22 protein-coding genes are annotated in these 25,370 nt (G+C 36.1%); all 22 read left to right on the top strand.

Going from position 1 to position 25,370, the window contains the following annotated elements; all coding sequences use genetic code 11:
• The first annotated feature begins 118 nt into the window (after positions 1–118).
• Positions 119–943, top strand: coding sequence for a sulfotransferase domain-containing protein (locus tag G3570_RS08680; protein ID WP_165141371.1), 825 nt, complete (start codon positions 119–121; stop codon positions 941–943).
• A gap of 34 nt (positions 944–977) precedes the next feature.
• Positions 978–1,385 (top strand): sugar 3,4-ketoisomerase, encoded by a 408-nt coding sequence (locus tag G3570_RS08675; RefSeq protein WP_165141369.1) that lies wholly within the window; start codon positions 978–980, stop codon positions 1,383–1,385.
• Complete coding sequence (locus G3570_RS08670) at positions 1,378–1,797, top strand: sugar 3,4-ketoisomerase (RefSeq protein WP_165141367.1); 420 nt, start codon at positions 1,378–1,380, stop codon at positions 1,795–1,797. Before G3570_RS08675 ends, G3570_RS08670 begins: the two co-directional genes overlap by 8 nt.
• A 2-nt stretch (positions 1,798–1,799) precedes the next feature.
• A complete protein-coding gene (locus G3570_RS08665; protein ID WP_165141365.1) occupies positions 1,800–2,783 on the top strand; it encodes a GNAT family N-acetyltransferase in 984 nt (327 codons plus the stop codon).
• Positions 2,784–3,884 (top strand): DegT/DnrJ/EryC1/StrS family aminotransferase, encoded by a 1,101-nt coding sequence (locus G3570_RS08660; RefSeq protein ID WP_165141363.1) that lies wholly within the window; start codon positions 2,784–2,786, stop codon positions 3,882–3,884. It begins immediately after the preceding gene.
• Complete coding sequence (locus G3570_RS08655; RefSeq protein WP_165141361.1) at positions 3,884–4,933, top strand: glycosyltransferase; 1,050 nt, start codon at positions 3,884–3,886, stop codon at positions 4,931–4,933. Before G3570_RS08660 ends, G3570_RS08655 begins: the two co-directional genes overlap by 1 nt.
• A gap of 148 nt (positions 4,934–5,081) precedes the next feature.
• Positions 5,082–5,207, top strand: a complete 126-nt coding sequence (locus G3570_RS16490; RefSeq protein WP_282958233.1) for a hypothetical protein — start codon at positions 5,082–5,084, stop codon at positions 5,205–5,207.
• A 1,413-nt stretch (positions 5,208–6,620) separates the two neighbouring features.
• Entirely contained in the window at positions 6,621–8,957 is a 2,337-nt protein-coding gene (locus tag G3570_RS08650) for a GumC family protein (protein ID WP_165141359.1), read from the top strand.
• 106 nt (positions 8,958–9,063) lie between these two features.
• Positions 9,064–9,531: a polysaccharide biosynthesis/export family protein gene (locus G3570_RS08645; RefSeq protein WP_249066899.1), complete on the top strand. Its 468-nt coding sequence runs from the start codon at positions 9,064–9,066 to the stop codon at positions 9,529–9,531.
• A gap of 1,313 nt (positions 9,532–10,844) precedes the next feature.
• Complete coding sequence (locus G3570_RS08635; protein WP_165141353.1) at positions 10,845–11,489, top strand: class I SAM-dependent methyltransferase; 645 nt, start codon at positions 10,845–10,847, stop codon at positions 11,487–11,489.
• Positions 11,490–11,988: 499 nt separating this feature from the next.
• Entirely contained in the window at positions 11,989–13,311 is a 1,323-nt protein-coding gene (locus G3570_RS08630; RefSeq protein WP_165141351.1) for a polysaccharide pyruvyl transferase family protein, read from the top strand.
• Positions 13,312–13,502: 191 nt separating this feature from the next.
• A complete protein-coding gene (locus G3570_RS08625) occupies positions 13,503–14,528 on the top strand; it encodes an NAD-dependent epimerase/dehydratase family protein (protein ID WP_165141349.1) in 1,026 nt (341 codons plus the stop codon).
• 98 nt (positions 14,529–14,626) lie between these two features.
• A complete protein-coding gene (rfbC, locus tag G3570_RS08620; RefSeq protein ID WP_165141347.1) occupies positions 14,627–15,190 on the top strand; it encodes a dTDP-4-dehydrorhamnose 3,5-epimerase in 564 nt (187 codons plus the stop codon).
• Positions 15,191–15,233: 43 nt separating this feature from the next.
• Entirely contained in the window at positions 15,234–16,580 is a 1,347-nt protein-coding gene (locus G3570_RS08615; RefSeq protein WP_165141345.1) for an NAD(P)H-dependent oxidoreductase, read from the top strand.
• 27 nt (positions 16,581–16,607) lie between these two features.
• Positions 16,608–17,393 (top strand): sugar phosphate nucleotidyltransferase, encoded by a 786-nt coding sequence (locus G3570_RS08610; RefSeq protein WP_165141343.1) that lies wholly within the window; start codon positions 16,608–16,610, stop codon positions 17,391–17,393.
• Between the two features lie 3 nt (positions 17,394–17,396).
• Positions 17,397–18,050: a PIG-L deacetylase family protein gene (locus G3570_RS08605; RefSeq protein ID WP_165141341.1), complete on the top strand. Its 654-nt coding sequence runs from the start codon at positions 17,397–17,399 to the stop codon at positions 18,048–18,050.
• Between the two features lie 95 nt (positions 18,051–18,145).
• Positions 18,146–19,138: a glycosyltransferase family 2 protein gene (locus G3570_RS08600; RefSeq protein WP_165141339.1), complete on the top strand. Its 993-nt coding sequence runs from the start codon at positions 18,146–18,148 to the stop codon at positions 19,136–19,138.
• 175 nt (positions 19,139–19,313) lie between these two features.
• Positions 19,314–20,357: a UDP-N-acetylglucosamine 4,6-dehydratase (inverting) gene (gene pseB, locus G3570_RS08595; RefSeq protein WP_165141337.1), complete on the top strand. Its 1,044-nt coding sequence runs from the start codon at positions 19,314–19,316 to the stop codon at positions 20,355–20,357.
• A 219-nt stretch (positions 20,358–20,576) separates the two neighbouring features.
• Entirely contained in the window at positions 20,577–21,623 is a 1,047-nt protein-coding gene (gene rfbB / locus G3570_RS08590; protein ID WP_165141335.1) for a dTDP-glucose 4,6-dehydratase, read from the top strand.
• A 33-nt stretch (positions 21,624–21,656) separates the two neighbouring features.
• Positions 21,657–23,453 carry an ABC transporter ATP-binding protein gene (locus G3570_RS08585; protein ID WP_165141333.1) on the top strand — a complete coding sequence of 599 codons (1,797 nt, stop codon included), beginning with the start codon at positions 21,657–21,659 and terminating at the stop codon, positions 23,451–23,453.
• Positions 23,454–23,474: 21 nt separating this feature from the next.
• Complete coding sequence (gene rfbA, locus G3570_RS08580; RefSeq protein WP_165141331.1) at positions 23,475–24,338, top strand: glucose-1-phosphate thymidylyltransferase RfbA; 864 nt, start codon at positions 23,475–23,477, stop codon at positions 24,336–24,338.
• 2 nt (positions 24,339–24,340) lie between these two features.
• A partial coding sequence (locus G3570_RS08575; protein WP_165141329.1) for an ATP-grasp domain-containing protein occupies positions 24,341–25,370 on the top strand: 1,030 nt, incomplete at its 3' end.

Below are 25,370 nucleotides of genomic sequence, written 5' to 3'. Positions count from 1 at the left end.
TATCTTAATTACTTTGCCAGTTACATATTTAACATAATTAATTTAATCTATTCTTATAGATTGTTTACAATCATGCCAATTAAATAATACTACTATCATAGAGTAGACTATTATCTATATGAAACCGAATTTAATAATTCCAGGAGCGGCGAAGAGTGGCACATCGAGCTTGCATGAGTACCTGAATCTTCATCCGGATATAGAAATGTCAAGGGAAAAAGAACCGTATTATTTTACTCTCAACAAGCGTTATGCTGAGGGACTGACTTTTTACGATAATTTATTTAATAATAAAAAAGCAAGGTATTGGGGTGAATCCAGTACAGCCTACTTTGTAGATAGGGTAGCACTAAAAAGAATTAAAAAAGAACTAGGTGGTGTCAAGTTCATTGTTATACTTCGCGATCCAGTGATGAGGGCAGTTAGCCATTATCTTTGGCAAGTTAGCCTGTTTGAAGAATTTAGAAGCTTTAGAAATGCAGTAGAATATAACATTAGAACACCGGTTGACTTTAGAAAACCAGGTTGGGGAGGTCATTTTAAGTCCTATTATGAAGAGTCACTTTATGGAGAGAAACTTCAATATCTTATAAACGAGTTTGGCAGGAAAAATATTTACGTTATTACATCGAAAGAGTTAATAAATGATGCCAATAAGGCTTTGCACGGTTGTTTTGAATATTTGGGCTTAAAACCTATAACCATTACTGTTGATATCAAAGCAAACACAACTTCAAAAATCGACGATAGGAAAGGGAGACTAAGATCTTTTTGCGCCAAGGCGATAAGAAGGGGAGTTCTTGATTTCAGACTGTTATATCTCGCTGCTAAAAACAAGGTGGGTAATGTATCAAAAGAGGATTTAATCTGGTTGAGGGATATTTTAGAAGAAGATATTAGATTGCTACAAAAATATTATCCGGACATAGATAAGAGGTGGTAGCCATGAATATGTTTGGTAAATTTTATATTCCAAAATGGAACAGGTTAGGTTACTAGAATTACCAAAAATTAAAGATCCGAGAGGCAATCTGACTTTCCTTCAGAATTTTGATCGGATTCCTTTCGAAATTGCCCGGGTATTCTGGACCTATGATGTGCCAGGGGGTGAAGTCAGGGGAGGACACGCTTACTATACGCAGCAGGAGATCATAATTGCTTTAAGTGGTAGTTTGGATATCATAGTAACAGATATTTCAGGAACCGAACAAAAGTACTCGTTAAATCGTAGTTATTTCGGATTATACCTTCCTGCAAAGACCTGGAGGCATATGGAAAACTTTTCAACCAATTCAATGGCATTGCATATCTCCAGTATGGAATTTACAAGAGATGATTACATTTGGGATTTCAAGGAGTATAAGGGAATGATTAATAATGTCTAATATTAATTCAATAAACGATTGTTCTGTCTTAGATCTGCCTCAATTGGGTAACAGGAAAGGTCATATAACTCATATTAACAATAATATTGAAGTACCATTTGCAATTAAGAGGGTCTTTTATATTTACGATATACCGGGAGGAGTATCACGAGGAGCACATGCACATAAAACGTGTCATCAATTCTTAACAGCTGTGAGCGGAGCTTTCGAAGTTTTACTTGATGATGGTTCGAACGAAAAAAAGATAATGTTAAACAGGCCTTACTACGGATTACATATCCCACCAGGGATTTGGGCTTTGGAAATGAATTTTTCTTCTGGCAGCGTTTGTCTGGCTTTGGTATCTCACTTATTTGATGAGGGTGACTACATAAGAGATTATGACAGCTATCTAAAATGGCGAACTTCTTAATAATGATACGTATCGAAAAGTATGATGAATCTAGAAAAGTGGCTTGGGAAAATCTTTTATCCTGTGCGGTAAATGGTACATTTCTACACTCGAGGAACTTCATGGATTATCATAGAGATAGATTCAAAGATGCCTCTGTCCTTGTTTATGAGGATGGGGAATGTGTAGGAATATTTCCGGCAAATTATGAAAGTTCGGGAAAAGTAATATCCCATGCCGGCCTTACTTATGGAGGGCTGATAGTTGAGTTCGGCACATGTTCGAAGGATACCATGAGACATTTAGCTGCGATACTAAAGTTCTTTTATCAGGAAGGAGTTCAAATATTAGACATTAAACTGGTACCCGACTTTTATCACAAGAATATCAGGCAAGATATTGAATACGGGTTGAAATTGGCAAAAGGGAAGATTGAAAAAATGGATTTAACTTGTGTGGTTAATTTGAGATCAAATATTGAAATTCCGAGGCAAAAAAGCAGGATAAAAGGAGCAGAAAAAGCACGTAACAATGAGGTATATATTCAGGAAACATCAAGATTTGAAGAATTCTGGACGAATGTATTAACTCCAAACCTTATGAAAAGACATGGGGTTAAACCCGTTCATACCCTCGATGAAATTCAATACCTGCATGATAAAAATGAAGGTCGCATTCGTCAGTTTAATGTTTACCAAAAAGATGAAATTATCGGCGGTACGACTATATTTGAAACACAAACAACTGCACATACTCAATATATTTCTTCTACTGTTAAGGGAAGAAATCTGGGTGCTTTGGACTATCTCTTCATATATTTGATTGATGAAGTATTTAAAAAGAAGAAATACTTTGATTTTGGGGCAGTAAATGAAGAATCTGAATGGAATCTTAATGAAGGCTTGCTCTTCTGGAAAGAGGGCTTTGGAGCAAGAGGATTTGTTCAAAGACACTATTCGGTAGAAACAAAAAATTATTCATTGATTGAACAAATATTCAATACGTAAATGGGCATTGAATTTTTAAATTTTGAAGCTTTTCATTCTCCGATTCGTGATGAGATGGTAGAAACATTTAAAGAGATATACGATAGCAACTCCCTTATTTTGGGTGAACATCTAAACCAATTTGAACGTAATTATGCCACTCTCAGTAGTACTGATCAGGCTATTGGTGTCAGTAATGGACTGGATGCACTCTTTTTATCTTTAAAAAGCCTGGGAATCGGAAAGGGAGATGAAGTCATCGTACCTTCCAATACCTATATAGCGACTGTCCTTGCAGTAAGCTATACTGGGGCAAAGCCAGTTTTTGCTGAACCTGATACCGCAACTTATAATTTGGATCCAAATAATTTAGAAAATGCTATTACACCGAAAACTAGAGCTGTAATACCAGTTCATCTGTATGGGCAAGCCTGTGAGATGGATAGCATAGTGGCCGTAGCAAATAATCATGACCTTTATGTAATTGAAGATAATGCACAGGCGCATGGTGCAAAATTTCTGTCAAAGCCTACCGGCAGCTGGGGAGTAGTGAATGCCACAAGTTTTTACCCGACGAAAAATCTCGGAGCATTAGGCGATGCCGGTGCAGTTACTACCGATGATAATAAGCTTGCACAAAAAATAAGAATATTAAGAAATTATGGTTCCTCAGAGAAATACATCAATAAAGAGATTGGCTATAATAAACGATTAGATGAGCTGCAGGCTGCATTTTTAAATATAAAAATGAAATATTTAAAAAAATGGACCGCACAGCGCCAGGTAATTGCAGGTTGGTATAATGATGAACTAAATGGAATAGGTGATTTAATTCTTCCTCAAGAACATCCTAATTCAACTCATGTGTACCATCTATATGTAATTAGGACTGGACAACGCGAAGGTTTGCAAAAATATTTAAAAAAACATGATATAGGGACACTAATTCACTACCCGATTCCTCCGCATCTACAGAGAGCTTATTCAGAGCTTAATTATAAAAAAGGTGCTTTTCCTGTGGCAGAGCAACTTGCAAATGAAGTACTAAGCATACCGATTTGGCCTGGGATGAGTGAGGAACAGGCTGATGAAGTTATAAGAGAGATTAAACAATTTTTCTAATGGATATTCATCAAATGAAGGTATTTTTTGGATTGGTAAATTATGGTACTCAATCGGGATTTTTGGCACGTGGTCTCAGGGAAAGAGGTATCAAAGCTTTTTCAGTAACTAGTTATGATCCTTTTGAACGTGTTACTGATCTCACCTTAAAACACAGTGGTACTAATTTAATAGAGAAACTTTATAATTATGTTTGGAACAAACTATATCTATTTCACTGCTTCTTTTACTATGATATATTCCATTTCTATGCGGGGAAAACACTTACAAAATCGCAATGGGAACTGCCATTTTATAGATTATTCGGCAAAAAGGTAGTATTTGAATATCTTGGGCTCGACGTACAAAAATACAAATATTCGGTTGAAAATTTTAAATACACGAATATAGTTTATAGGATTAGTGAAGAAAGGGCTGAGGAGCATGACTATTATGTAAGTGAAAGATTAAGATGGCACAAAAAATATGCTGACTTACAAATCGTTTGTGCACCCCTTTACTCTCCGTTTGTTCCAAGTTCTACAGTTCTTCCTCTCGGAATAGATTTAGACGAATTTACCTATTCCCCAAAGTCGGAGCAAAACAATAAAGTTAAAATAATGCATGCACCAACACACCGTGGGAATAAAGGAACAAAATATATCATAGATGCGATTAATCAACTCAAAGATGAAGGTTATGACATTGAAATTATGCTTGTTGAAAATGTGAGTCATAACCGTTTAAAAGAGATGTATAAAGAGTGTGATATATTTGTAGACCAAATATTATCCGGTTGGTACGGAACTGCTTCCATCGAAGCAATGGCTTTAGGAAGGCCGGTTGTTTGCCATATCAATAAAGAATTTTACAAATACATAGATTATGGAGATATCATACCTATTATAGATGCCAATCCTAATAATATATATAATGTGTTAAAAGATTTGGTTGAAAATAAAGTAGACTTAAAAAAAATTGCTTCAAAAGGTAGATATTTCGTAAATAAAATTCATGATTTAGACAATATTGTAAACGAAGTGTTAAAATTGTACAACAAAAAGCTATAGGCCATTATTTTAATTAATGATTAATTCAATACTAATTAAAGTAAATATAAACTCATATATATCACAATGAGTAAAATGAATTTGCCATTATTTTAGACTTATTGTTAAGCTATAGATTGTCGGTTGCAAATTTTAATCACATTCTATTATGGGTGACCATTTAAAACGAAGCTACAGCAAAGAATTTCAATTGTACGTAATCCAGAAATGTTATCAGCTAGAAGATATTCGTGAGCTGGTCGATGAGTTAGTAATCAACTCGGGACTTATCTAAACGTGACTTCCGCGTATCGTCGAAAATGCAAGATTATTTAATTAAGGTAATTCAAACACAGAGTTTCAATAACTGTTTGTCAGGTATGGTTTTTTTAGTTGGTGTCTAAGTAGTGATATTAGATTATCGTAGCTATAATTGAACCGCCATTCGACTTCTTTTAAATATATAAAAAAATTTTTGCTGAACGCTTCAGTACATAAACAGCCAATGCTTAGCTCAAAAGGCCTTAAATACCCTTGATATGGTTTCGACCTTTTTTGCTTACTGACAAAAGCGTTAATCTCCCAAAGTGTCAGTGAGGCGTAAGCATGCCATTTATCGGTGTAATACAAGCTGCCGGCCAGGATGTACTCGCCATTCAATGAAAGCAATTTCTTGTGCCCCAAGAACTCACCGAGAAGGTCAAAACTGCACTTTTCGTTTGTAAATGACTAAGACCAAGCTCTAACCCGCTGCGCCCCACGGTCGTTGTCCCGAACGCCGGCCCCCGAACAGGGTCTCATCCATTTCGACTATGGCCAAGAGTACCTTGTCACCCGCCAGACGGTGTTGGTACAGACACATATGAAGCAAACGGTACCTTAGGCGATTCGTCTTTTGGCTGAGCGTCGTAATAAAACGTAGTCGATAGACTGGAACTCCTAGGCAAAAAATATTCGACCAGCTAGGCTTAAAACTGTCCGATGATTCGACTCATATTTCAGAAGGTTAGCTCGGTATACTACCAAGCCGTACATGTTCAACAGCATTATTGGCCGATTCCCAGCACTCAAAGTTTTTGACTCAAACACTTAGTGCATTTTTTATGACAGTAATTCCATGAACTCCAAAGGACTACATAGAAAAATACTGAAACTTTAGTTACCAATTACGTAAGTTGATAACAAAAACTGTTTAAAAGTTTGGCTTAACTTAAATTCTAAATTTTTTGTAGCAGCTTCAATATACTAGACATGCTTTGAGCTATATCACTGAGTAAATAGAGAAAAATAATCTAACTAACATTACAGACAGATTCTTGAACTTTTCTTAATATAAATATGGATAACACCATTTAAGTTTCAGGACATTTTGAGATGGATTCCTAAGCTCTTAAGATCTATTTACAAAGTAATAATTACCAATAAATTTAGAATTCTGTTTTAATTTTTAACTACAAGTCTTATTGAAGAACGTTAAGCTATTGAAGGCATAATTATATTCTGAAGCTAATTAATCATATTTTCTTAGTTCATATTAATTTATCTTAACTCAAATAAGGATCTTGAAAGCGTTTCTTTTCAATTCAATTTTGTACATTTACTTTATATTAACGGAGCGAGGGTAGAATACACATTAAGAATTTATATGAAGTATTCGCATTTTAGTTATAATTAAAATGATGATAGTCTTGGTTGAGACGATAAATACATGAAAGCTACGAAATCCACATTTAGTCAGGATCTTTTTGATCCAAAAAAAATAGTTCCACTGGTTCAGCGACATGTCTGGAGTATTTTAATTTTTACAATATTAAGCGTACTGGTGACTTACTATACCGTAAATAATTATTTGTTACCGGTATACCAAAGTAAGGGAACACTTATTATTACAACTAATGAAAATACCTTACCCGGTTCAGGTGGGGCTCGTGGAGGAGTAGGAAGCGGTGTTGGAGATATAGTTTCACGATCCTTTACTTCTAACTTTGGAAATCCTGTTCAAAATGCTATTTATTTATTTCGGGCACAAGATTTATCTGATCAGGTTGCAAAAGATTTAATAGCTTCATTCGACTCAACCAATTACCAAGGTTATACAACCTTATGGCTAAAATATCCTGAAGATTCTACAATCATTTCTTTAGACAGGGCTTCGAGTAGAATAAGAAATGGGTTATCTGTTAAAACAGTTGAGCCTACCGGTCAACGCTTTGAACCGAACCTTTTGGAAATCAGTTACCAGAGTTATTCTCCTAAGGAAGCAGCAAAAGTTGTTAATCTGGCACTCGAAACATTTCAGGAAAAGTCACTTGAGCAAAAACAAAAATCTGCTAGTCGTGCACTTTCTTTTTTACAAGAAAAAAAGTTGGAGGCTAATGCTCAATTAGATGATGCAGAAGAAAGGCTCGTAAATTTTAAAGATGAAAATCAATTAGTTGCCATCGATGAACAAGCCAGTAATTCAGTTAATTCACTTTCAGAGCTACAAGCTGAAAAGCAGACTTTGGAAATTGAGCTTGAGTCGATTAACACTTCTATTAATAATTATGAACAACAGGTTGAAGCTATTAAGCCCGGACTGAAAGACCAGTTTACAAATGCCATAGGCCCAACGATTTCACGCTTTCAGGATAGGCTGGCTGATTTGAAAACCCGCCGTTTTGTTATTCTTTCTCAAAATCCCCAGCTTAAAGAAAATCCAGACTCTGAGCCGGAGCTTAGAAGATTAAACCAACAGATAAAAGAGGTTGAAGAAGAGATACAAAAATTAAGTGAGGGGTTACTTAATGATACTCAAGGGTTCACCGATACAGGTGACGGTAACCTGGCTGAAGAACTATCTAACATACGCCAAAATTTAATTGGGTTACGGTTGAACAAGAATCAATACGAATCTCAAATTGAGGTATTAAATGAACGCATTAAAGACGCAGAATCATTTTTAGACTCTTATCCCGACAAACAAGTGAAGTTGGCAAGGCTTGAAGCCGAAGTTGAACGGCATAAACAATATCTGAGTAATCTGATTTCGCAGGAATCTGAAATCGCTCTATGGCAACAAACCCAAAACAGCAGTGGTACAATTGTAGACCGTGCCAACCCTAGGTACAGCCCGGTAAAACCAAATAAAATTCTTTGGCTTGGTTTTGCAGCCATGGTTGGAATTATTCTTCCAATTGGATTATTGATATTGAAAAATGGATTTAGCACCATTATTAATAGTTCAGAACAGTTGAAATACTTTCCATACCCATTGCTATCTGTTATCTATGATCACTCACTAATTAAGACAAATAGCTGGTTCTCAAGTAATGATAGTGATGTTAAAGGAACCGGTATTTCCAAGAGTGTAGTTTTTTATCATTATATTGATACGCCTGTAGCGGAATCTTACCGTAAAATTGTAAGCCAGTTGCTTTATACCAATCCAGATTCTATTCCCAAATCTATACTAATAACCAGTAGCGGTAAAGGAGAGGGTAAAACTACATTAACGGCAAATCTTGGAGCCGCTTTTGCTGAAATTGACAAAAAGGTCCTGATTATTGATTGTGACTTTAGAAGACCTGCTGTCCATAAACTTTTCTCAATTGATAACTCGGATGGTATTAATGAAGTACTTTTTGAAGGTAGTAAGTTATCGGGTGCTATAAAGGAGTCGGGAATAGAGGGCCTAAGCCTGTTACCTACCGGTGGAAAACCGATGTCGCCGGCTAATTTGCTTGCAAGTGATAAATTTAAGGAAATGATTAAAGTTGTTTGCCCAAATTATGACATTATATTATTTGATACGCCGCCCCATGGTTTGGTTTCAGATGTAGCATCGTTACTTAACCTAACAGATTCTGTAATTGTTGCTGCTAAGTTTGGAGAAACCAAGATTAATGTACTTTCTCATACCTTAGATGACCTTGATAATAATGAAGAAACGAATTTAAGTCTTGTATTAACAGCTTATAAACCTGATAAAAGTTATGATTCGTACGAAACCAAGGGTCTTCACACTTATAGATATAGTCAATACTATGAATATGAAAAAGTATAAGAGATATAATTTAAATTTAAATATCTAATTTGCCATTAAAATGGGTCTGAAATTAACAATTCGATCACTATTCATACTTTTTCTTTTACTATTTCTGAGTTCACCTTTGTATGCCCAATTTGGTGAAGATGATAACATTAATGAAGTTTTAATACGTCTCGTTGAGCCCGGTCAGTTGGCAGATACGGTTAATGTTTGGGGCGATATTGGAAGATCAGGTCGTTATTTAGTACCTAGGGATATGACCATTGCCCAGTTAATATCTTATGCAGGAGGTCCTAATAGTTTAACAGGTGCTCAACGTGGAGCGGGAGCAGCATTTGCTAAATCCAGAATTAAAGTGACCTTATCAAAATATGATAGCGAAAATCGAAGAGAGGTGGCAAAATACTTTAGTTTCCGCTATTCAGAAAGAGTACCCAAAGAATTTCGTACGTATAATTTATCCAATGAAGAAATTATAACTGTTGAAGTTGAAAGGAAGCCAAGTTTTCTGGACTATTTAGGTATAATCGGCCCCATTTTAGGCACCATTACAACGAGTTATTTTATTTATGACCAAATCATTAGATAAAATATGAACTTCTATGTTCTTAGTATAAGTAATGTGTAAGCTTCCCTATATTTTGGAACATTCTAAAGTAGAGTGTTTTGATTCTATTAACACTTCTATTGGTTTTTTTATTTAAGTAATTTGTAGTAGGTTCGATTTTGTTTATAATCGTATTTGTATGGATTATTTTCACTCGCATTTCGCCCTTATTTAAAGACGCTTAGGCTTCAGCAGCTCCGTTCGGATGCAGTCATTCAGCCGTTCTACATAGGTGTTATGAGTTGGCTTAACCGGCTGGATAAAAGCTAGGGTTACGTTATACTTGCACGAGTTATCTAATTTTCGGAAGATAATCTTCGGTCCGTTGTCTACTCTAATAATATTAGGCAACCCGCGAGAGTATTTGGGATTATCCAGCACACGGATTACCCACAATGTTGGAAGTGAGATGTCTGTTTCAATCTAGAGCACCTGTTGGTTATAATCGTTGATTAAGTTCAGCATGCGAAAATTAAGCCCATTTCATAGGTTTTCGTGTATAAAATCCAGTCTCTACACCTTATTGTGCACCTCCGATTGGAACAGTTATGGGCCAGCAGAAGCTTCTTTGTTTCCGTCTGATATTTAATCTTAAGGCCGTATAGACCCAATAACACCCTCATGTGATTATAACGGTGGTTCTATTACGCGCAGGAGGTAGTAATATTTACAAAACCAATGGCCGGATATTAATTGGTTAACATAAGAAGGGCATCTATCATCGGCTGATCATACTTTGGTTTTCGCTTGTAGCTATAGGCGCTGCGGGGAGAATACCAACGGCTTTGCAGCTCTGACGAATGCTTACCCTGTGACGCTGTTGCATATAGGTAACAAATTCCCGCCTGACAATACAGCTTAGAGCTTTTTTAACAACATAAATCATGGCGGTGTGCACTAGAAAGTGGTCAGTATAAATGCGATTCAGACGAGCGTTTTTGGCTTCTGTTTCCTTAATTCTGGCTAGCTCATTTCCACAAAGGCGGCCATACTTGCTTTCCAGTTATAAAAGGTGGCGCTGCTGTTCCCAAGCTCCTGGCAAATGGCTCCAACTCTTGACCTTTGCTTATTGAGGATAGAGATGACTTATGATTCGCTAATTAATGATTTTACTCAAATTAAATTTCCCTAACTGCAAGTCACTATTTAAAGCCTTAGAATATATGATAGACTTTATATTTTTTATTAAACCAAAATTTTGTGACAGTGAATCAAATTTAAATTTTGTCACACTACTAAAAAAGAACAAAAAGCTTTATTGCTTTTTTATGCTAATAAAATAAGATATTACACAAATGTTAAAGAATATTCTTTATAAGGGGATAAAAAAACTTTACCACTTATCTATAACAGGATTAAACAAGGGGCCTCATGTCACACGTTTCTATATGTATAAATATTTAGTAAAATTCTCAGAATCCAGACCTGCTGATCAAAAGGTATTATCAATAAGTCATTCCGAAAATTTAGCGAGAATAATAGGATTTAAAGACGAACAAATCACTGATGCCTCTTATCCGGAAATAAATATTCTGGATCTGCCTTTTAATGACGCAGAGTTTGATGCTGTTGTATCTGACCAGGTACTGGAACACGTGGAAGGTAATCCGCAGCTAGCTATTGATGAAATGTTTAGAGTTTTAAAACCTAATGGTATTTCAGTTCAGGCTACCTGTTTAATTAATCCAGTTCATGGAGCCCCTAAAGATTTCTGGAGATTTACCCCTGAGGGCTTAAAGCATTTAACAAAACACCATGGAGAAGTATTAGATGTTGGCGGATGGGGAAACCCATACGTATGGCTATTCATATTTTTAGGTTTGCGTTTTGAACCTATACCTAATTCACAATGGCATCCTGCACATTGGCTCGCGACTAAAAATGTGAAAAGCTGGCCTATTTCAACATGGGTAATAAATAAAAAACGGATTACTGACTAGAAAGCATATGTGATATATCATCCCAAAAGTTAGAGAATAACATTTCATACTATTTATTTACTAATCTTGTCAAATTTAAACTTCAGAATGAACAACGAAATCAGGAAGTGATTATCATTGTTACAGCTCTTTATTTTGATTTTTCCTCTTTAATTAAAAGAATAAATACAGTTACAAAAGGAATTACACCCCTTGAAATTTATTTTCATTAGGTCATGTGGTTATAAAATTTCCGTGTGATTTCTGCTTTTCACTGTCATATCAACTATGATCCAATATTTATCCTTTGTGTAATCTTTCCCATTGTTTCTGAAACTTATATTAAGTAAAGTCTAGATAAGCATTTGATTGAATAAAATTGAACTCCCAAAGATATATTTTTTAGACATAAAACTAGAATAGGGTCAGAGGGAAGGATCATTATAATGGTTGGCTTCTAGTATCATCTCCAGACTTAAATTTCACTAATTGAGTAGAATCTTAATTCTAAGGAGATAGTATGGATAAAGAAGAGAAGACTTACCGGGTTGGAGTATTCGGTCATTACGGTAATAATAATTTGGGTGATGAAGCTATTATTACGTCGGTAATTCAAAATATTAGGGAACGCTTCTGTAAAATTGAAGTAGTAGGTTTCTCTCTGAAACCCTGTAACACCCAGGATCGGCATAATATACAATCATTTCCCATTCGATTTGATAGCAGTAATTATTTTAAATCCGAAAAATCGGGAAATGTAAAACCTAAATCACCAAATAATTCAAATATATTTTCCAATTTACGAAGTCTAATAAAAAATATTCTACCTGAAAATATTAAAAAATCTCCGGTTATATTTGGATTTTTATATTTATTAGGAAATATCGGATCTGAAATTCGCTTTCTTAGAAATGCGAGAGAGCAGTTAAAAAACTTGGATGCACTCATCATTTGTGGTTCTCACCAGTGTGTAGATACGCGGGGAGGTCCTTGGGGGCATCCATACACATTATTTAAATGGATATTTCTAGCTAAATCAACAGATGCTAAAGTTCTTATTATGAGTATAGGTGGGGGGCCTATTTTGCATACTTTAAGTTTCTGGATGTTAAAAAAAGCTCTTATTCGTGCTAATTATTTATCCTATCGAGATGTCGGTTCCAAGAAATTAATAGAAGAATATATAAATGGCCCAGAAGGGCCGGTTTATCCGGATCTTGCTCATGGGCTAAAAACAAAGCCGGATGATACTTTGCGTTCAGATAAACAGAAAACAGTGGCAATCAATCTAATGCCGGTATATGATAGCCGCTACTATCCTATTAGCAATCCAGAGAAATATGGAAACTATCTTGACCAAATAGCTAAGTTTATAGATAAAGTAATCGAACAAGGATTTAGAGTTTATTTATATAACAATCATACATCCGACTTACTTGTAATTGATGACATGTTAGCGCGACTTAAGAATACTGAAAGTATAGATATGGAAAAGGTTTATGTTTTTCGTAATGAAAAGGTAGAAGATTTGATTAACACTATCTCATCGGCGGATGTAATTGTTGCTACACGTTTCCATTCAATAGTTCTCCCACTTAATATGTGTAAACCTGTTCTAGGTATTTGTTATCACAGAAAGTCAAAAGAGTTATTAAACGATGTTGGTTTTGAAAACAGTTATGTAGACATCAATAAATTCACAGCAGAAGAATTGTACATGAAGTTCAATGCAACTCTCGAGAATATTACTTATGTGAAGGAAAATTTAGAGTATCAGAAACAACGCTATAGTACTTTAATAGAGGAACAATGGGAACAGGTAGTTCATTTGATTAAAAGTTAATTTAACGAAAATAGATTAATTATTTAGACAAGATTCATTATAAACTTCCAAGATTATCTATCACTTGAAACACCAATAGTGGACTATAATTCAGGTTTTACTGGAGTAATTAAATATTTTTAATTACAGCAAGAACATTATTTCCATTATTATTTCAAGAACAATAAAAAATGAAATAGAGAGTGTATAAGATGAAAGTTTTGGTTACGGGGACAGACGGCTATATTGGATCTATATTGGGGCCTTACCTCATTAAAAATGGATATGCAGTAACCGGATTCGATACGGGATTTTACAGATCGGGCTGGTTGTTCAACAATGGTGAGAGAACCTATCCTGCTTATATCAACAAAGATCTAAGAGATATTGAATTAAGTGATTTACAGGGATTTGAAGCAGTGGTACACCTTGCAGAACTTTCCAATGATCCGCTAGGTAAGCTTAATCCGGAAATTACATTCAAAATAAATCACAAAGGAAGTGTACGAATTGCCAAACTTTGTAAACAGGCAGGTATAAAAAGATTTATTTATGCTTCGTCTTGTAGTGTTTATGGCGTTGGGACTGAGGATTATAAAACGGAAGATTCAACTTTAAACCCTCAAACAGCTTATGCAGAGTGTAAAACTAAAGTGGAAAATGATGTATCAGAATTAGCTGATGATAACTTCTCTCCCACCTTTCTAAGAAATGCTACGGCTTATGGTGCATCTCCCAGAATGAGATTTGATATTGTATTGAACAATCTGGCCGGGCTGGCTTGGACAAAAGGGGTAATTGAAATGACCAGTGACGGAATGCCATGGAGACCGCTTGTTCACATCAAGGATATAAGTAAAGCAATTAGATGTGTATTGGAATCACCTCGAGACATTATTCATAACCAGATATTTAATGTCGGTGATACCGATCAGAATTTTAGAGTAAAGGAGATTGCTGAAATCGTTGGAGAAGCATTTCCCGGTTGCAGATTAACATTTGGAAGCAAAGGGGGAGACAACAGAAGCTATCGTGTTTCATTTGATAAAATAAACAGCCGGTTGCCCGGCTTCTCCTGCGAATATACGGCACAAAAAGGAGCCGAAGAGCTTTATTCCATATTTGAAAAAATAAATATGAGTGCAAATTCATTTAATGGACGTCCTTACACTCGCCTAAAACAGTTGAAATTTCTTTTAGAGTCGAATCAGTTGGATAAAGATTTGTATTGGGCTTGATATTTTAAGTTCATAAGCAGCTTGGTATTGTTACTATGAGATCATCTAGACAATGAAATGAATAGTTCAGATATTTTTTAAAATAGAAAAGAGAAGTTATGAAATTTACTGAGACAAATTTAAAAGGCTCCTATGTAATCGATATTGAAAAAAAAGGAGATAACAGAGGCTTTTTTGCAAGAGCTTTCTGTCAAAATGAATTTAAAAAGCATGGATTAAGTCCTACCATAGTGCAAGGTAATATTGCCTTTAGCAAAAAAAAGGGAACAATGAGAGGTATGCACTTCCAGTATCCTCCCGCAGCAGAGACTAAGCTGGTAAGATGCACCAGAGGCAAAATTCTCGATATCATCATAGACCTAAGGCCGGAAAGCAATACCTTCTTGGATCATTTCTCAGTTGAACTTTCGGAAGATAACTACCGGGCTCTTTATGTACCAGAGCGTTATGCGCATGGATATCAGGTTCTGGAGGATAATACAGAAACCAGTTATCAGGTAGGTGAATTTTATACCCCAAGCACCGAAGGTGGGCTTCCATTTGACGATCCTCAATTCAATCTTTCATGGCCTATTGAGGTTACCGAGCTATCGGAGAAAGATAGCCAATGGGAAACATTTGATAAGATCAAAGATGAGTTAATTCAAAGAATGAGTATTTAATGCTTTTTATAAAAATATATAAATATATAATAATTGGTTCTATATGATATTAGTTGATAATGCCCTGAAACGAAGAGAAGCTGAAGGAAATCCTATACGAGTAGGTCTGATAGGTGCGGGTTTTATGGGCCAGGGAATAAGTAACCAGATCATCAATAGTGTTCCCGGAATGAAATTGTCAGGCATTTTTAACCGCCATATTAAAAAAGCTTATGGAGCGTATGAATATGCAGGGCGAGACCGGATAATTGAAGCAAGTACTGTCAATGAAGTAAATGATGCTATTAGAAATGATAAGCCGGTAGTTACCGAAGACGCTTTTGTACTGGCACAATCAGAATATATTGATGTTCTGTTGGATGTAACAGGGTCTGTAGAATTCGGTGCAAAAGTCACTCTTGAGGCATTTAAGAATGGGAAAGATGTCGTATTGATGAATGCAGAACTGGATGCGACTATCGGCCCTATTTTACAGGTTTATGCTGAAAAGCATAACGTAATTTTATCGGCCTGTGACGGGGATGAACCGGGTGTTCAGATGAATTTAGTAAGATGGGTGGAGGGATTGGGACTCACTCCACGTGTAGTAGGAAATATAAAAGGACTTCAAGATCCATATAGAAACCCTACAACGCAACAGGAATGGGCTGAGAGGTGGGGTCAGAATCCTGCAATGGTAACCAGTTTTGCCGATGGATCTAAGATAAGTTTTGAACAGTCAATTGTTGCAAATGCTACCGGTTTCGTTACTTCTTCAAGAGGCATGTCTCGAGGTAAAAAATATGAGGGTGACATCATGGATATCGGTTCTATTTATGATATTGACCAATTAAGGGAAGCAGGTGGAATTATTGATTATGTGGTAGGTACCCCACATACAAAAGTATTTTGCCTGGCGGAGCATACCGATCCTAAGCAACAGCATTATCTTAAATTGTATAAAATAGGTGATGGTCCTTTATATCCATTTTTTGTTCCCTATCATTTGGTACATTTTGAAGTTCCTAATTCTATTGCCAGGGTGTCCATCTTTCGTGATTCCATTGCAAAACCTTTGGGAGGGCCTGTGGTTGAAGTATGTGCTGTTGCTAAGAGAGATCTGAAAAAAGGTGAGACTTTGGATGATTATGGAATGTATATGACCTATGGTGAAGCCGTGAATACAGATGAAATGAGCAGGCAACGCTATCTGCCTGAAGGCCTGGTGGAAGGGTGTATTTTGAAAAATGATATCTCGAAAGACCAGGTTTTAACCTATGATGATGTTGAACTTCCGGAAAATCGAATAGCTGATACATTACGAGCCGAGCAATATAAACATTTTAGAAACGAAGACTGGTTGGAAGAGTATGTCAATTCAAGTAGTGTTCAGAATCTTATTTCAAACTAAATCAATAAATCCAAGATATTTACCCTAATGAAGGTAGTTTTGTTTTGTGGCGGACTGGGAACTAGGATGCGTGATTATTCTGAAAAAGTGCCAAAACCTATGGTAAAGGTGGGGTATAGGCCTTTGCTTTGGAATGTAATGAAGTATTACGCCCACTTTGGTCATAAGGATTTTATTCTGTGTTTGGGTTATAAAGGAGATTATATAAAACGTTATTTCGTGGAATATGATGAGTACACCTCAAATAATTTTATATTAAATGATGGGGGCAGGAAAATCAAGTTACTCAATAGCGACCTTGATGATTGGAATATTACCTTTGTAGATACGGGTATGACCTCAAACATAGGTGAGCGCTTAATGAAAGTGCGTTCATACCTGGATGGAGATGATGTTTTTTTAGCAAATTACACGGATGGTTTGACAGATTTGCCACTTAATAAAATGATAAAGGAATTTCATAATGTGGACAAAATTGGAAGTTTTATGGCATACCAACCAACTCAAAGTTTTCATGTGGTTAACTTGGGAGATGATGGGAAAGTCAACAGTATCAGTCCTATTGGAGATTCCGGTCTAAGAGTAAATACCGGATATTTTATTTTCAAAAAAGAAATTTTTGACTATATGAAAAAAGGGGAAGAATTAGTTGTCGAACCTTTTCAAAGGTTGATTAAAGCCAATCAGTTACATGGCTACAAATATGATGGATTTTGGACAGCTCTTGATACTTTCAAAGATAAACAGCTGATTGACGATTTATATGCAGAAGGAAAAACTCCCTGGAAAGTGTGGAAAGATAACGGGGATTAATATATGCAGAGTCTTACATTTTTGGATGCTAAGAATGAGGGACTGAAAATCCTTTGTTTAGGAGCTCATTGTGATGATATAGAAATTGGGTGTGGGGGAACTCTTTTAAAATTTATAGAAGAATATGAGATAGACCTAGTAAATTGGGTTGTATTTACTTCCAATAAAACACGAAAGAAGGAGGCCCTTTCCAGTGTGGGTCAATTTATGGGTGCTGTAAATAAAGTTGAAACACAAATACTTGATTTCAAAGACGGTTATTTACCTTCAGAATGGGATACAGTAAAGGATGTTTTTGAAAGTATTAAGGATTCCTTTGACCCCGATATTATATTTACCCATTATAGAAGTGACCTCCATCAGGATCATAAGCTTATTAATAAATTTACCTGGAATACCTTTCGCAATCACCTGATACTTGAATATGAGATCCCTAAATATGATGGTGACATTGGTAACCCCAATCTATTTGTTCCTCTTAAAGAAGAGTATATAGAGAAAAAAAAAGAAATTTTGGTTACCTGTTTTAAAAGCCAGCTCAAAAAGCAGTGGTTTGACGATTCATTGTTATGGTCTTTACCAAGATTAAGAGGGGTACAATGTGCATCTAAAACAAATTATGCTGAAGCATTTTACTGCAGAAAATTGATCATGTGATTAGTATTATGTTAACCCAGATTAATCATCAAAGATGTCTAAATAAAATTTGTTCTTGATTTTAGAAATTTAAAAAAAGCAGGCGGCAATTAATTTTGAAGTTTAAGAATACTAAAAAGAATGAAAACGAGCCCTTTGTAAGTATTGTGACACCTGTTTATAATGGTGAAAAATATCTTACTCAGTGCATTGAAAGTGTGCTTGAACAAACGTATCAGAATTGGGAATATGTAATTGTAAACAATTGCAGTACTGACCGATCGCTTGAAATTGCAGAGAAGTATGCCGAAAGGGATGATAGAATTAGGATTCATAATAATAAACAGCACCTGGAAGTATTAAAAAATCTCAACCATGCATTTCGACAGATCTCGCCGGAAAGTAAATATTGTAAAGTTATTCATGCGGATGACCTGCTTTTCCCCGAGTGTGTGTCACGTATGGTAGCACTTTCGGAAGAATATCCGAGTGTGGGGTTGGTTAGTTCTTACCGATTGGTCAACGATATAGTTGGGCCCAGTGGATTACCTTATCCTAGTCATAAAATATCAGGCAAAGAAATTTGCAGAAGATTTTTGTTACATGAGGAGTACTATTTTGGTGCACCCTCCACATTATTGATACGGTCCGATTTGATTATAAAGAGAGAAAAAGTATATGATGAAACAATACTCCAAGGGGATGTTTCTGCTTGTCTGGATATCTTGAAAGAATCTGATTTTGGTTTTGTTCATCAGGTTTTATCATATACGCGCCGGCATAAAGATTCGGTAACAGAAACAAAAGCAAAAAAATATTCGAGATTTATGCTCGGATATTTAAAAACCCATCTTGACTATGCGCCGTACTTTCTAACTGAAGAAGAAATGGAAAAGAGAATTCCTGAAAGGATAAACATCTTTTATGTTCAATTTGCCAGAAATATTCTTTCGGGAAAATCAATTGAAGCTTACTACAGACACAAAAATGATCTTGAATCGCTTGGTATACCCGTCAAACATCTAAAATTACTGGAACATATTCTGAAGGAGATAATAAAGTTGCCGATAAAAAATCTGGTTGAATCTAATGAAGGGTTTAATAAATAACTACATTAATTATAACACTTATAATGACCGATTTAGGATAGTGAAATTTATTGAAATAGAACTACAGCATTTAAATATCAGCTTGTCCCTAGGTTGAAGCTGAAAGAAATACTTTTATTAAATAAAATTAATCAGCTCATATCCATCAAAATATTTTTTAAACTTAACAGTCATTATGAATCTTGAAGATAAATCTTTATTAATTACGGGAGGCACCGGATCGCTGGGTAAAGCCCTTACCAAGCACATTCTTAGTCTTACACCCACGGTAAGACGACTCGTCATTTTTTCCAGGGATGAACAGAAACAATTTCAAATGGCTCAGGAATTTCCCAAAGAAGAATTTCCACAAACCAGATTTTTTATTGGGGATGTTCGTGACGCGGATCGTTTGAAGAGAGCCTTGAAAGGAATTGATTATGTGATTCATGCGGCGGCCTTAAAACATGTACCGATTGCCGAATATAATCCTATGGAATGTGTCAAGACCAACGTACTTGGTGCAGAAAACCTGATTAATGCCTGCCTGGAAACCGACGTAGAGAAAGTGGTCGCGCTTTCAACGGATAAGGCAGCTGCTCCAATCAATTTATATGGTGCTACAAAGTTGACCTCAGACAAGCTGTTTATAGCTGCCAATAATATTAAAGGTTGGAATCCCATTACATTCTCAGTAGTGCGATACGGAAACGTAATGGGATCAAACGGTTCGGTTATACCTTTCTTTTTAAAGAAAAGAGAAAAAGGAGTGCTACCCATTACCGACCCGGAAATGACGAGATTCAATATCACGTTACAGGGTGGGGTAGATATGGTTTTGTATGCTCTTGAACATGCCTGGGGGGGGGAATTATTCGTACCGAAGATTTCTTCTTATAAAATTACCGATGTGGCGGAAGCCATTGGTCCAAAATGTGAAAAGCCGGTTGTTGGCATCAGGCCCGGTGAAAAGATTCATGAAGAAATGATTACAACTTCCGATTCCTATAATACCTACGATCTGGGTGATTATTATGTAATTCTGCCTCATTCGCCCCGTTTTAAAATGGAAGATTTTATTGAACACTTTGGTGCCGAAAAGGTTGAACCCGGATTTTGCTATAACTCCGGCGAAAATTCAGAATGGGAAACCATAGATTCCTTGAGAAAGCTCATAAAAGAACACGTCGATCCAACTTTCTCAGTGGATGGGGAACAGGCTTCTGAAGTAGGGAAATAAAGGTATACATCCACTGCAAAAAGTCATACCTGATAAAAGAATGGGAAACCATTTAAGAGGAACCTATTCGGTTTTGTTAAATTCAAGCTTGCAGTTTAGTGGGATGGCGATGGAACATGAAGGAAAATTTATTTTATTTTTAAAAAATAAATTTAGTCCTAATAATTAAAAAATTAATATTCATATTTAAAGTGGTAGAGCGTAGAAAAGGTACTAAAAATGGGACAAATACAAAAAATCATTGTAACAGGCGGGGCAGGATTTATCGGTTCGGCTTTAGTCCGGATGATCATCAATGAAACGAATCATAAAGTTTTGAATGTTGACAAGCTTACTTATGCCGGACATTTAGAATCCTTGGAATCTGTCGCTGATTCTGACCGCTACCAATTTGAGCAGGTTGATATTTGTGATGGTGAAATCATTAATCGGATAGTCAATGACTATCAGCCGGATGCCATTATGCATCTTGCAGCAGAATCTCATGTAGATCGCTCTATTGATGGTTCTGCTGAATTCATTAAAACCAATATTAATGGGACGCATGCGCTATTAGAGGAAGTCAAGAATTACTGGCAGGATTTAGAGGATGAGCGAAAAGACAACTTTCGATTCCTTCATGTTTCTACGGATGAGGTATATGGTGAATTGGGAAAAGAGGGTTTTTTCACCGAAGAAACGCCTTATGATCCTCGTTCACCCTACTCATCGAGTAAAGCTTCTTCCGACCATTTGGTAAGAGCATGGTATCATACTTATGGTTTACCAACCATGATCACCAACTGTTCCAACAACTACGGCCCCTACCAATTTCCTGAAAAACTAATTCCTGTTGTAATTTTAAAAGCCCTGCAGAGAAATGAAATTCCTGTTTATGGAACCGGCGAAAATGTACGTGATTGGCTCTATGTAGATGATCACGTCCGGGCATTACTAAAGGTAGTACAAGAAGGCCTACCCGGTGAGACTTACAATATCGGTGGTCACAACGAAAAGCAAAACATTGAGGTAGTTCACACTATCTGCTCCATACTGGATGAATTGGTACCAAAAGATTCAGGAGAAAGTTACAGAAGGCAAATTTCATTTGTCACCGACCGACCCGGACACGATTTCCGCTACGCTATTGATGCCTCCAAAATTGAAAGAGAATTAGGATGGACACCCGAAGAAACCTTTGAAAGTGGAATCAAAAAAACCATTCAGTGGTACCTGGATAATAATGATTGGTGTGAAACTGTGATGGAGAATAACTTTACACTATAAATTGAACCAATGTTTAGTCAAGTAAAAAGATAAATGAAAGTAGACATTTTAAAGAGATTTAAAGAAAATGTAAGATACTATTATGAGTATCTCGGTTGGCGAATTTTTCCTTTGCTGGGTATTGGTCTATTTGTAGGCCTGCTTGATGGGTTTGGGCTAGCCATGTTTGTTCCTCTCCTTGAAATGGCAGCCGATGGAGAGCCAAGCTCTGGTGAGTCAATGGGGAATCTTAAATTTATCATAGACTCGATTGAATTTTTAGGTCTTGGAATATCACTGTATTCTGTTTTGGTTACTATGATTTTCTTTTTTGTGTTCAAAGGTATTGCAGTATATGTCTCAAACTACCTTTATGCGGTTTATTCTGAACTTTTTATTCGATCTATTCGAGTTCAAAATATTGATGCCTTGTCAAACTATAGCTTTACATCATTTGTGAAGGCTGACGCCGGTAATATTCAGAACTCCATGAGTGGAGAGGTGCAAAAAGTTGCCAAAAACTTTCAAATGTTTGTTTATATGGTCAGGACGGGACTAATCCTTTTGACTTACATTGGATTGGCCTTTTTAGCAAACCCACAGTTCTCAGTGTTGGTCATAATAGGAGGACTTATCAGCCACCTGATTTTTTATAAGTTATATAAAAAGACTGAGCAGCTTGGTATTGATTTGGTCAAAAGTAATCATGCATTTCAAGGCTTGCTTATTCAAGAAGTCAATTTTTTTAAATATCTGAAAGCAACAGGGCTTGTTAAAGAATTCTCTAAATATTTAAAAAACAAGGTTTATGATCTTGAGGATCAGAATCGCAGAGTGGGCATTTTAAGAGCTATTATGCAGGGTAGTAGAGAGCCCATTATGATTCTGTTGGTAGTGATGATTATTTTGATTCAGGTAGAGTATTTAGGGGGAGAACTCGGAGCCATTATACTTGCATTGCTATTTTTCTATCGTGGTTTATCAACTTTAATGTCGCTGTTAGACTCATATAATTCCTATTTAAGTACGATTGGTTCACTACAAAACATGAAAACATTTACGAATGAACTTATCTCTAACAAAGAAAATGAGAGGACACATGTAAATACAGTAGAAAACTTTGAAATTGAAATTCAGAATCTTTATTTCAGCTATAATGGTAATCAGGATTATATCCTTAAAGATATAAATTTATCTATTGAAGAGAATGAAACAGTTGCGTTTGTTGGGGAGAGTGGTGCGGGAAAGACTACATTGGTAAATGTAATTGCAGGGTTGCTTAAACCATCAAAAGGTACTGTCAAAATTGGTTCTTCTGGATTGGATGACATTGATATGAACCAGTACAGGAAAAGCATAGGGTACATCACCCAAGAACCGGTTATTTTTGATGACACGGTTTTTAATAATGTTACATTTTGGGGCGAAAAGAGCGAGAAGAATATTGCCAGGTTTAATAAGGCCTTGAAAAAAGCTGGAATTTTTGATTTTGTTCAACAACTGGATCATAAAGAAGAATCGCGTTTGGGGAATAATGGTATTAGTCTAAGTGGAGGCCAAAGACAGAGAATTTCAATCGCGAGAGAGTTATATAAAAACGTGAATATATTGATGATGGATGAGGCGACATCAGCCCTTGATTCTGAAACGGAACTGGTAATTCAAAAAAATATCGAAAAACTACAGGGAGAACATACTATTTTAATCATCGCTCACCGATTAAGTACCATCAAGAATGCAGATAGAGTAGTCATTATGGAAGATGGTAAGATTGAGCGAGTTGGGACATATGATGAACTCGTAAATAATAGTGTATCATTCAGACGAATGGTTGAACTACAGGAAGTATAACACTAAGTGACAATTAATTTAATGAAAGGAATAATACTCGCAGGCGGCTCAGGAACACGGTTATACCCCATAACCAAAGCTATTAGCAAACAGCTGATGCCGGTGTATGACAAACCGATGATCTACTACCCGCTTTCGGTGCTCATGCTTGCAGGCATTCGGGAAATCTTGATCATTACTACGCCCGAAGATAACAAGAGCTTTAAACGATTGTTGGGCGACGGCTCAGAATGGGGCATTCAGCTTTCCTATGCTGTGCAGCCCAGCCCCGACGGACTGGCACAGGCCTTTATTATTGGTGAAGAGTTTATTGGAGATGATAATGTATGTTTGATCTTGGGAGATAATATTTTCTACGGTCACGGACTACGACCAAAACTGAAAGAAACAGTCCAGAACTTAAATGGTGCAACTGTCTTTGGATATCAGGTAAGTGAACCGGAGCGATTTGGCGTTGTTGAGATTGATGAGAACCAAAAAGCATTAAGCATTGAAGAAAAACCGACAAAGCCTAAAAGTAACTTGGCGGTAACCGGGCTTTATTTTTATGACAACCAGGTAGTAGAAATTGCTAAAAATGTTAAACCATCTGATCGCGGAGAACTGGAAATTACTTCTGTTAATAAAGCTTATTTGGATATTGACGCGCTAAATGTAAAAGTTCTTAGAAGAGGATTCGCATGGCTGGACACCGGAACGCATGAGGCGATGTTAGAAGCTTCACAGTTTGTAGAGATCATAGAGAGACGACAGGGATTGAAAATAGCTTGCCTTGAAGAAATTGCCTGGAGAAACAATTGGATTGACACTGATTTAGTATTAGAGAAGGCTACTGAATTGAAAAAAAATGGATATGGTGAATATTTAAAAAATCTGTTTAAGTGAGAATGAAAAAAAAATTAGCAATAATTGGAGCCAGTTATTTACAAAGACCTTTAGTAGAGAAAGCCAAAGAGATGGGTTTAGAAACACACGTCTTTGCATGGCGAGAAGGTAATGAAGTAGATGATATCTCAGACTACTATTATCCAATCAGTATTTTAGAAAAAGAAGAAATTCTAGCTAAATGTAAGGAAATTGATATTGATGGAATTACTTCTATTGCATCAGATATTGCGATGCCAACAGTAAATTATATTGCAGAAAAATTAAATTTAGTTGGTAATAGTATTGCTGCTACGACTATTTCTACTGATAAATTTGAAATGAGAAAAGCCTTAATAAATTGTGGGGTATCTTGTCCTAAATTTAAGCTTTACACTGAGCCGACTTTTAATGAAAAAGAGTATTACAAATTCCCGGTCATAGTAAAACCTACAGATAGATCAGGTTCCCGAGGTGTTACAAAAGTTCAAAATCCTGAAAACGTTAATGAAGCAATATCTAAAGCATTAAAAAACTCTATTAATGGGCGAGCTATAGTCGAAGAGTTTATTGAGGGGCGTGAATTCTCCGTGGAATTTATTTCATTTAAAGGGGAGCATGAATTTTTAGCTATTACTGATAAAGTTACAACGGGTGCCCCTTATTTTGTTGAAATTGAACATCACCAGCCTGCTGCTATATCAGATCAAATCAAAGAAAAAATAATTGCAGAAGTTCAGAAAAGCCTTAAATGCTTAAACCTAGTGAATGGTGCAAGTCATTCTGAAGTGTTATTGACAAAAGATGGTGAAGTAAAGGTCGTAGAAATTGCAGGACGAATGGGAGGTGAGTTAATAGGTTCACACATGGTGCCATTAGCAACTGGCGTGGATTTTGTAAAAGCTGTAGTCAAAGTTGCATTAGGAGAATTTAATTTAGAAAACTTTAAACCAATAGAAAAAGGGTTTTCTGGTGTTTATTATGTGATTCCTAAAGCAGGAACGATTTCCAAAATCATTGATAATTCACATCAGTACTCTGATATAGTATTTG

Origin of the sequence: Halalkalibaculum roseum (genome assembly GCF_011059145.1) — a bacterium.
Taxonomy (GTDB): domain Bacteria; phylum Bacteroidota; class Rhodothermia; order Balneolales; family Balneolaceae; genus Halalkalibaculum; species Halalkalibaculum roseum.
The sequence above is the reverse complement of the archived record's forward strand: the minus strand, read 5'-3'. Positions and strand labels throughout refer to the sequence as shown.

Coding starts and splice junctions, on each gene's coding strand:
- G3570_RS08635 (WP_165141353.1), top strand. CDS start 10,845: ATGTTAAAGAATATTCTTTATAAGGGGATAAAAAAACTTTACCACTTA.
- G3570_RS08680 (WP_165141371.1), top strand. CDS start 119: ATGAAACCGAATTTAATAATTCCAGGAGCGGCGAAGAGTGGCACATCG.
- G3570_RS08585 (WP_165141333.1), top strand. CDS start 21,657: ATGAAAGTAGACATTTTAAAGAGATTTAAAGAAAATGTAAGATACTAT.
- G3570_RS08615 (WP_165141345.1), top strand. CDS start 15,234: ATGATATTAGTTGATAATGCCCTGAAACGAAGAGAAGCTGAAGGAAAT.
- G3570_RS08630 (WP_165141351.1), top strand. CDS start 11,989: ATGGATAAAGAAGAGAAGACTTACCGGGTTGGAGTATTCGGTCATTAC.
- G3570_RS08610 (WP_165141343.1), top strand. CDS start 16,608: ATGAAGGTAGTTTTGTTTTGTGGCGGACTGGGAACTAGGATGCGTGAT.
- G3570_RS08665 (WP_165141365.1), top strand. CDS start 1,800: ATGATACGTATCGAAAAGTATGATGAATCTAGAAAAGTGGCTTGGGAA.
- G3570_RS08675 (WP_165141369.1), top strand. CDS start 978: ATGGAACAGGTTAGGTTACTAGAATTACCAAAAATTAAAGATCCGAGA.
- G3570_RS16490 (WP_282958233.1), top strand. CDS start 5,082: ATGGGTGACCATTTAAAACGAAGCTACAGCAAAGAATTTCAATTGTAC.
- G3570_RS08655 (WP_165141361.1), top strand. CDS start 3,884: ATGGATATTCATCAAATGAAGGTATTTTTTGGATTGGTAAATTATGGT.
- G3570_RS08670 (WP_165141367.1), top strand. CDS start 1,378: ATGTCTAATATTAATTCAATAAACGATTGTTCTGTCTTAGATCTGCCT.
- rfbB (WP_165141335.1), top strand. CDS start 20,577: ATGGGACAAATACAAAAAATCATTGTAACAGGCGGGGCAGGATTTATC.
- G3570_RS08650 (WP_165141359.1), top strand. CDS start 6,621: ATGAAAGCTACGAAATCCACATTTAGTCAGGATCTTTTTGATCCAAAA.
- rfbA (WP_165141331.1), top strand. CDS start 23,475: ATGAAAGGAATAATACTCGCAGGCGGCTCAGGAACACGGTTATACCCC.
- G3570_RS08625 (WP_165141349.1), top strand. CDS start 13,503: ATGAAAGTTTTGGTTACGGGGACAGACGGCTATATTGGATCTATATTG.
- pseB (WP_165141337.1), top strand. CDS start 19,314: ATGAATCTTGAAGATAAATCTTTATTAATTACGGGAGGCACCGGATCG.
- G3570_RS08660 (WP_165141363.1), top strand. CDS start 2,784: ATGGGCATTGAATTTTTAAATTTTGAAGCTTTTCATTCTCCGATTCGT.
- rfbC (WP_165141347.1), top strand. CDS start 14,627: ATGAAATTTACTGAGACAAATTTAAAAGGCTCCTATGTAATCGATATT.
- G3570_RS08605 (WP_165141341.1), top strand. CDS start 17,397: ATGCAGAGTCTTACATTTTTGGATGCTAAGAATGAGGGACTGAAAATC.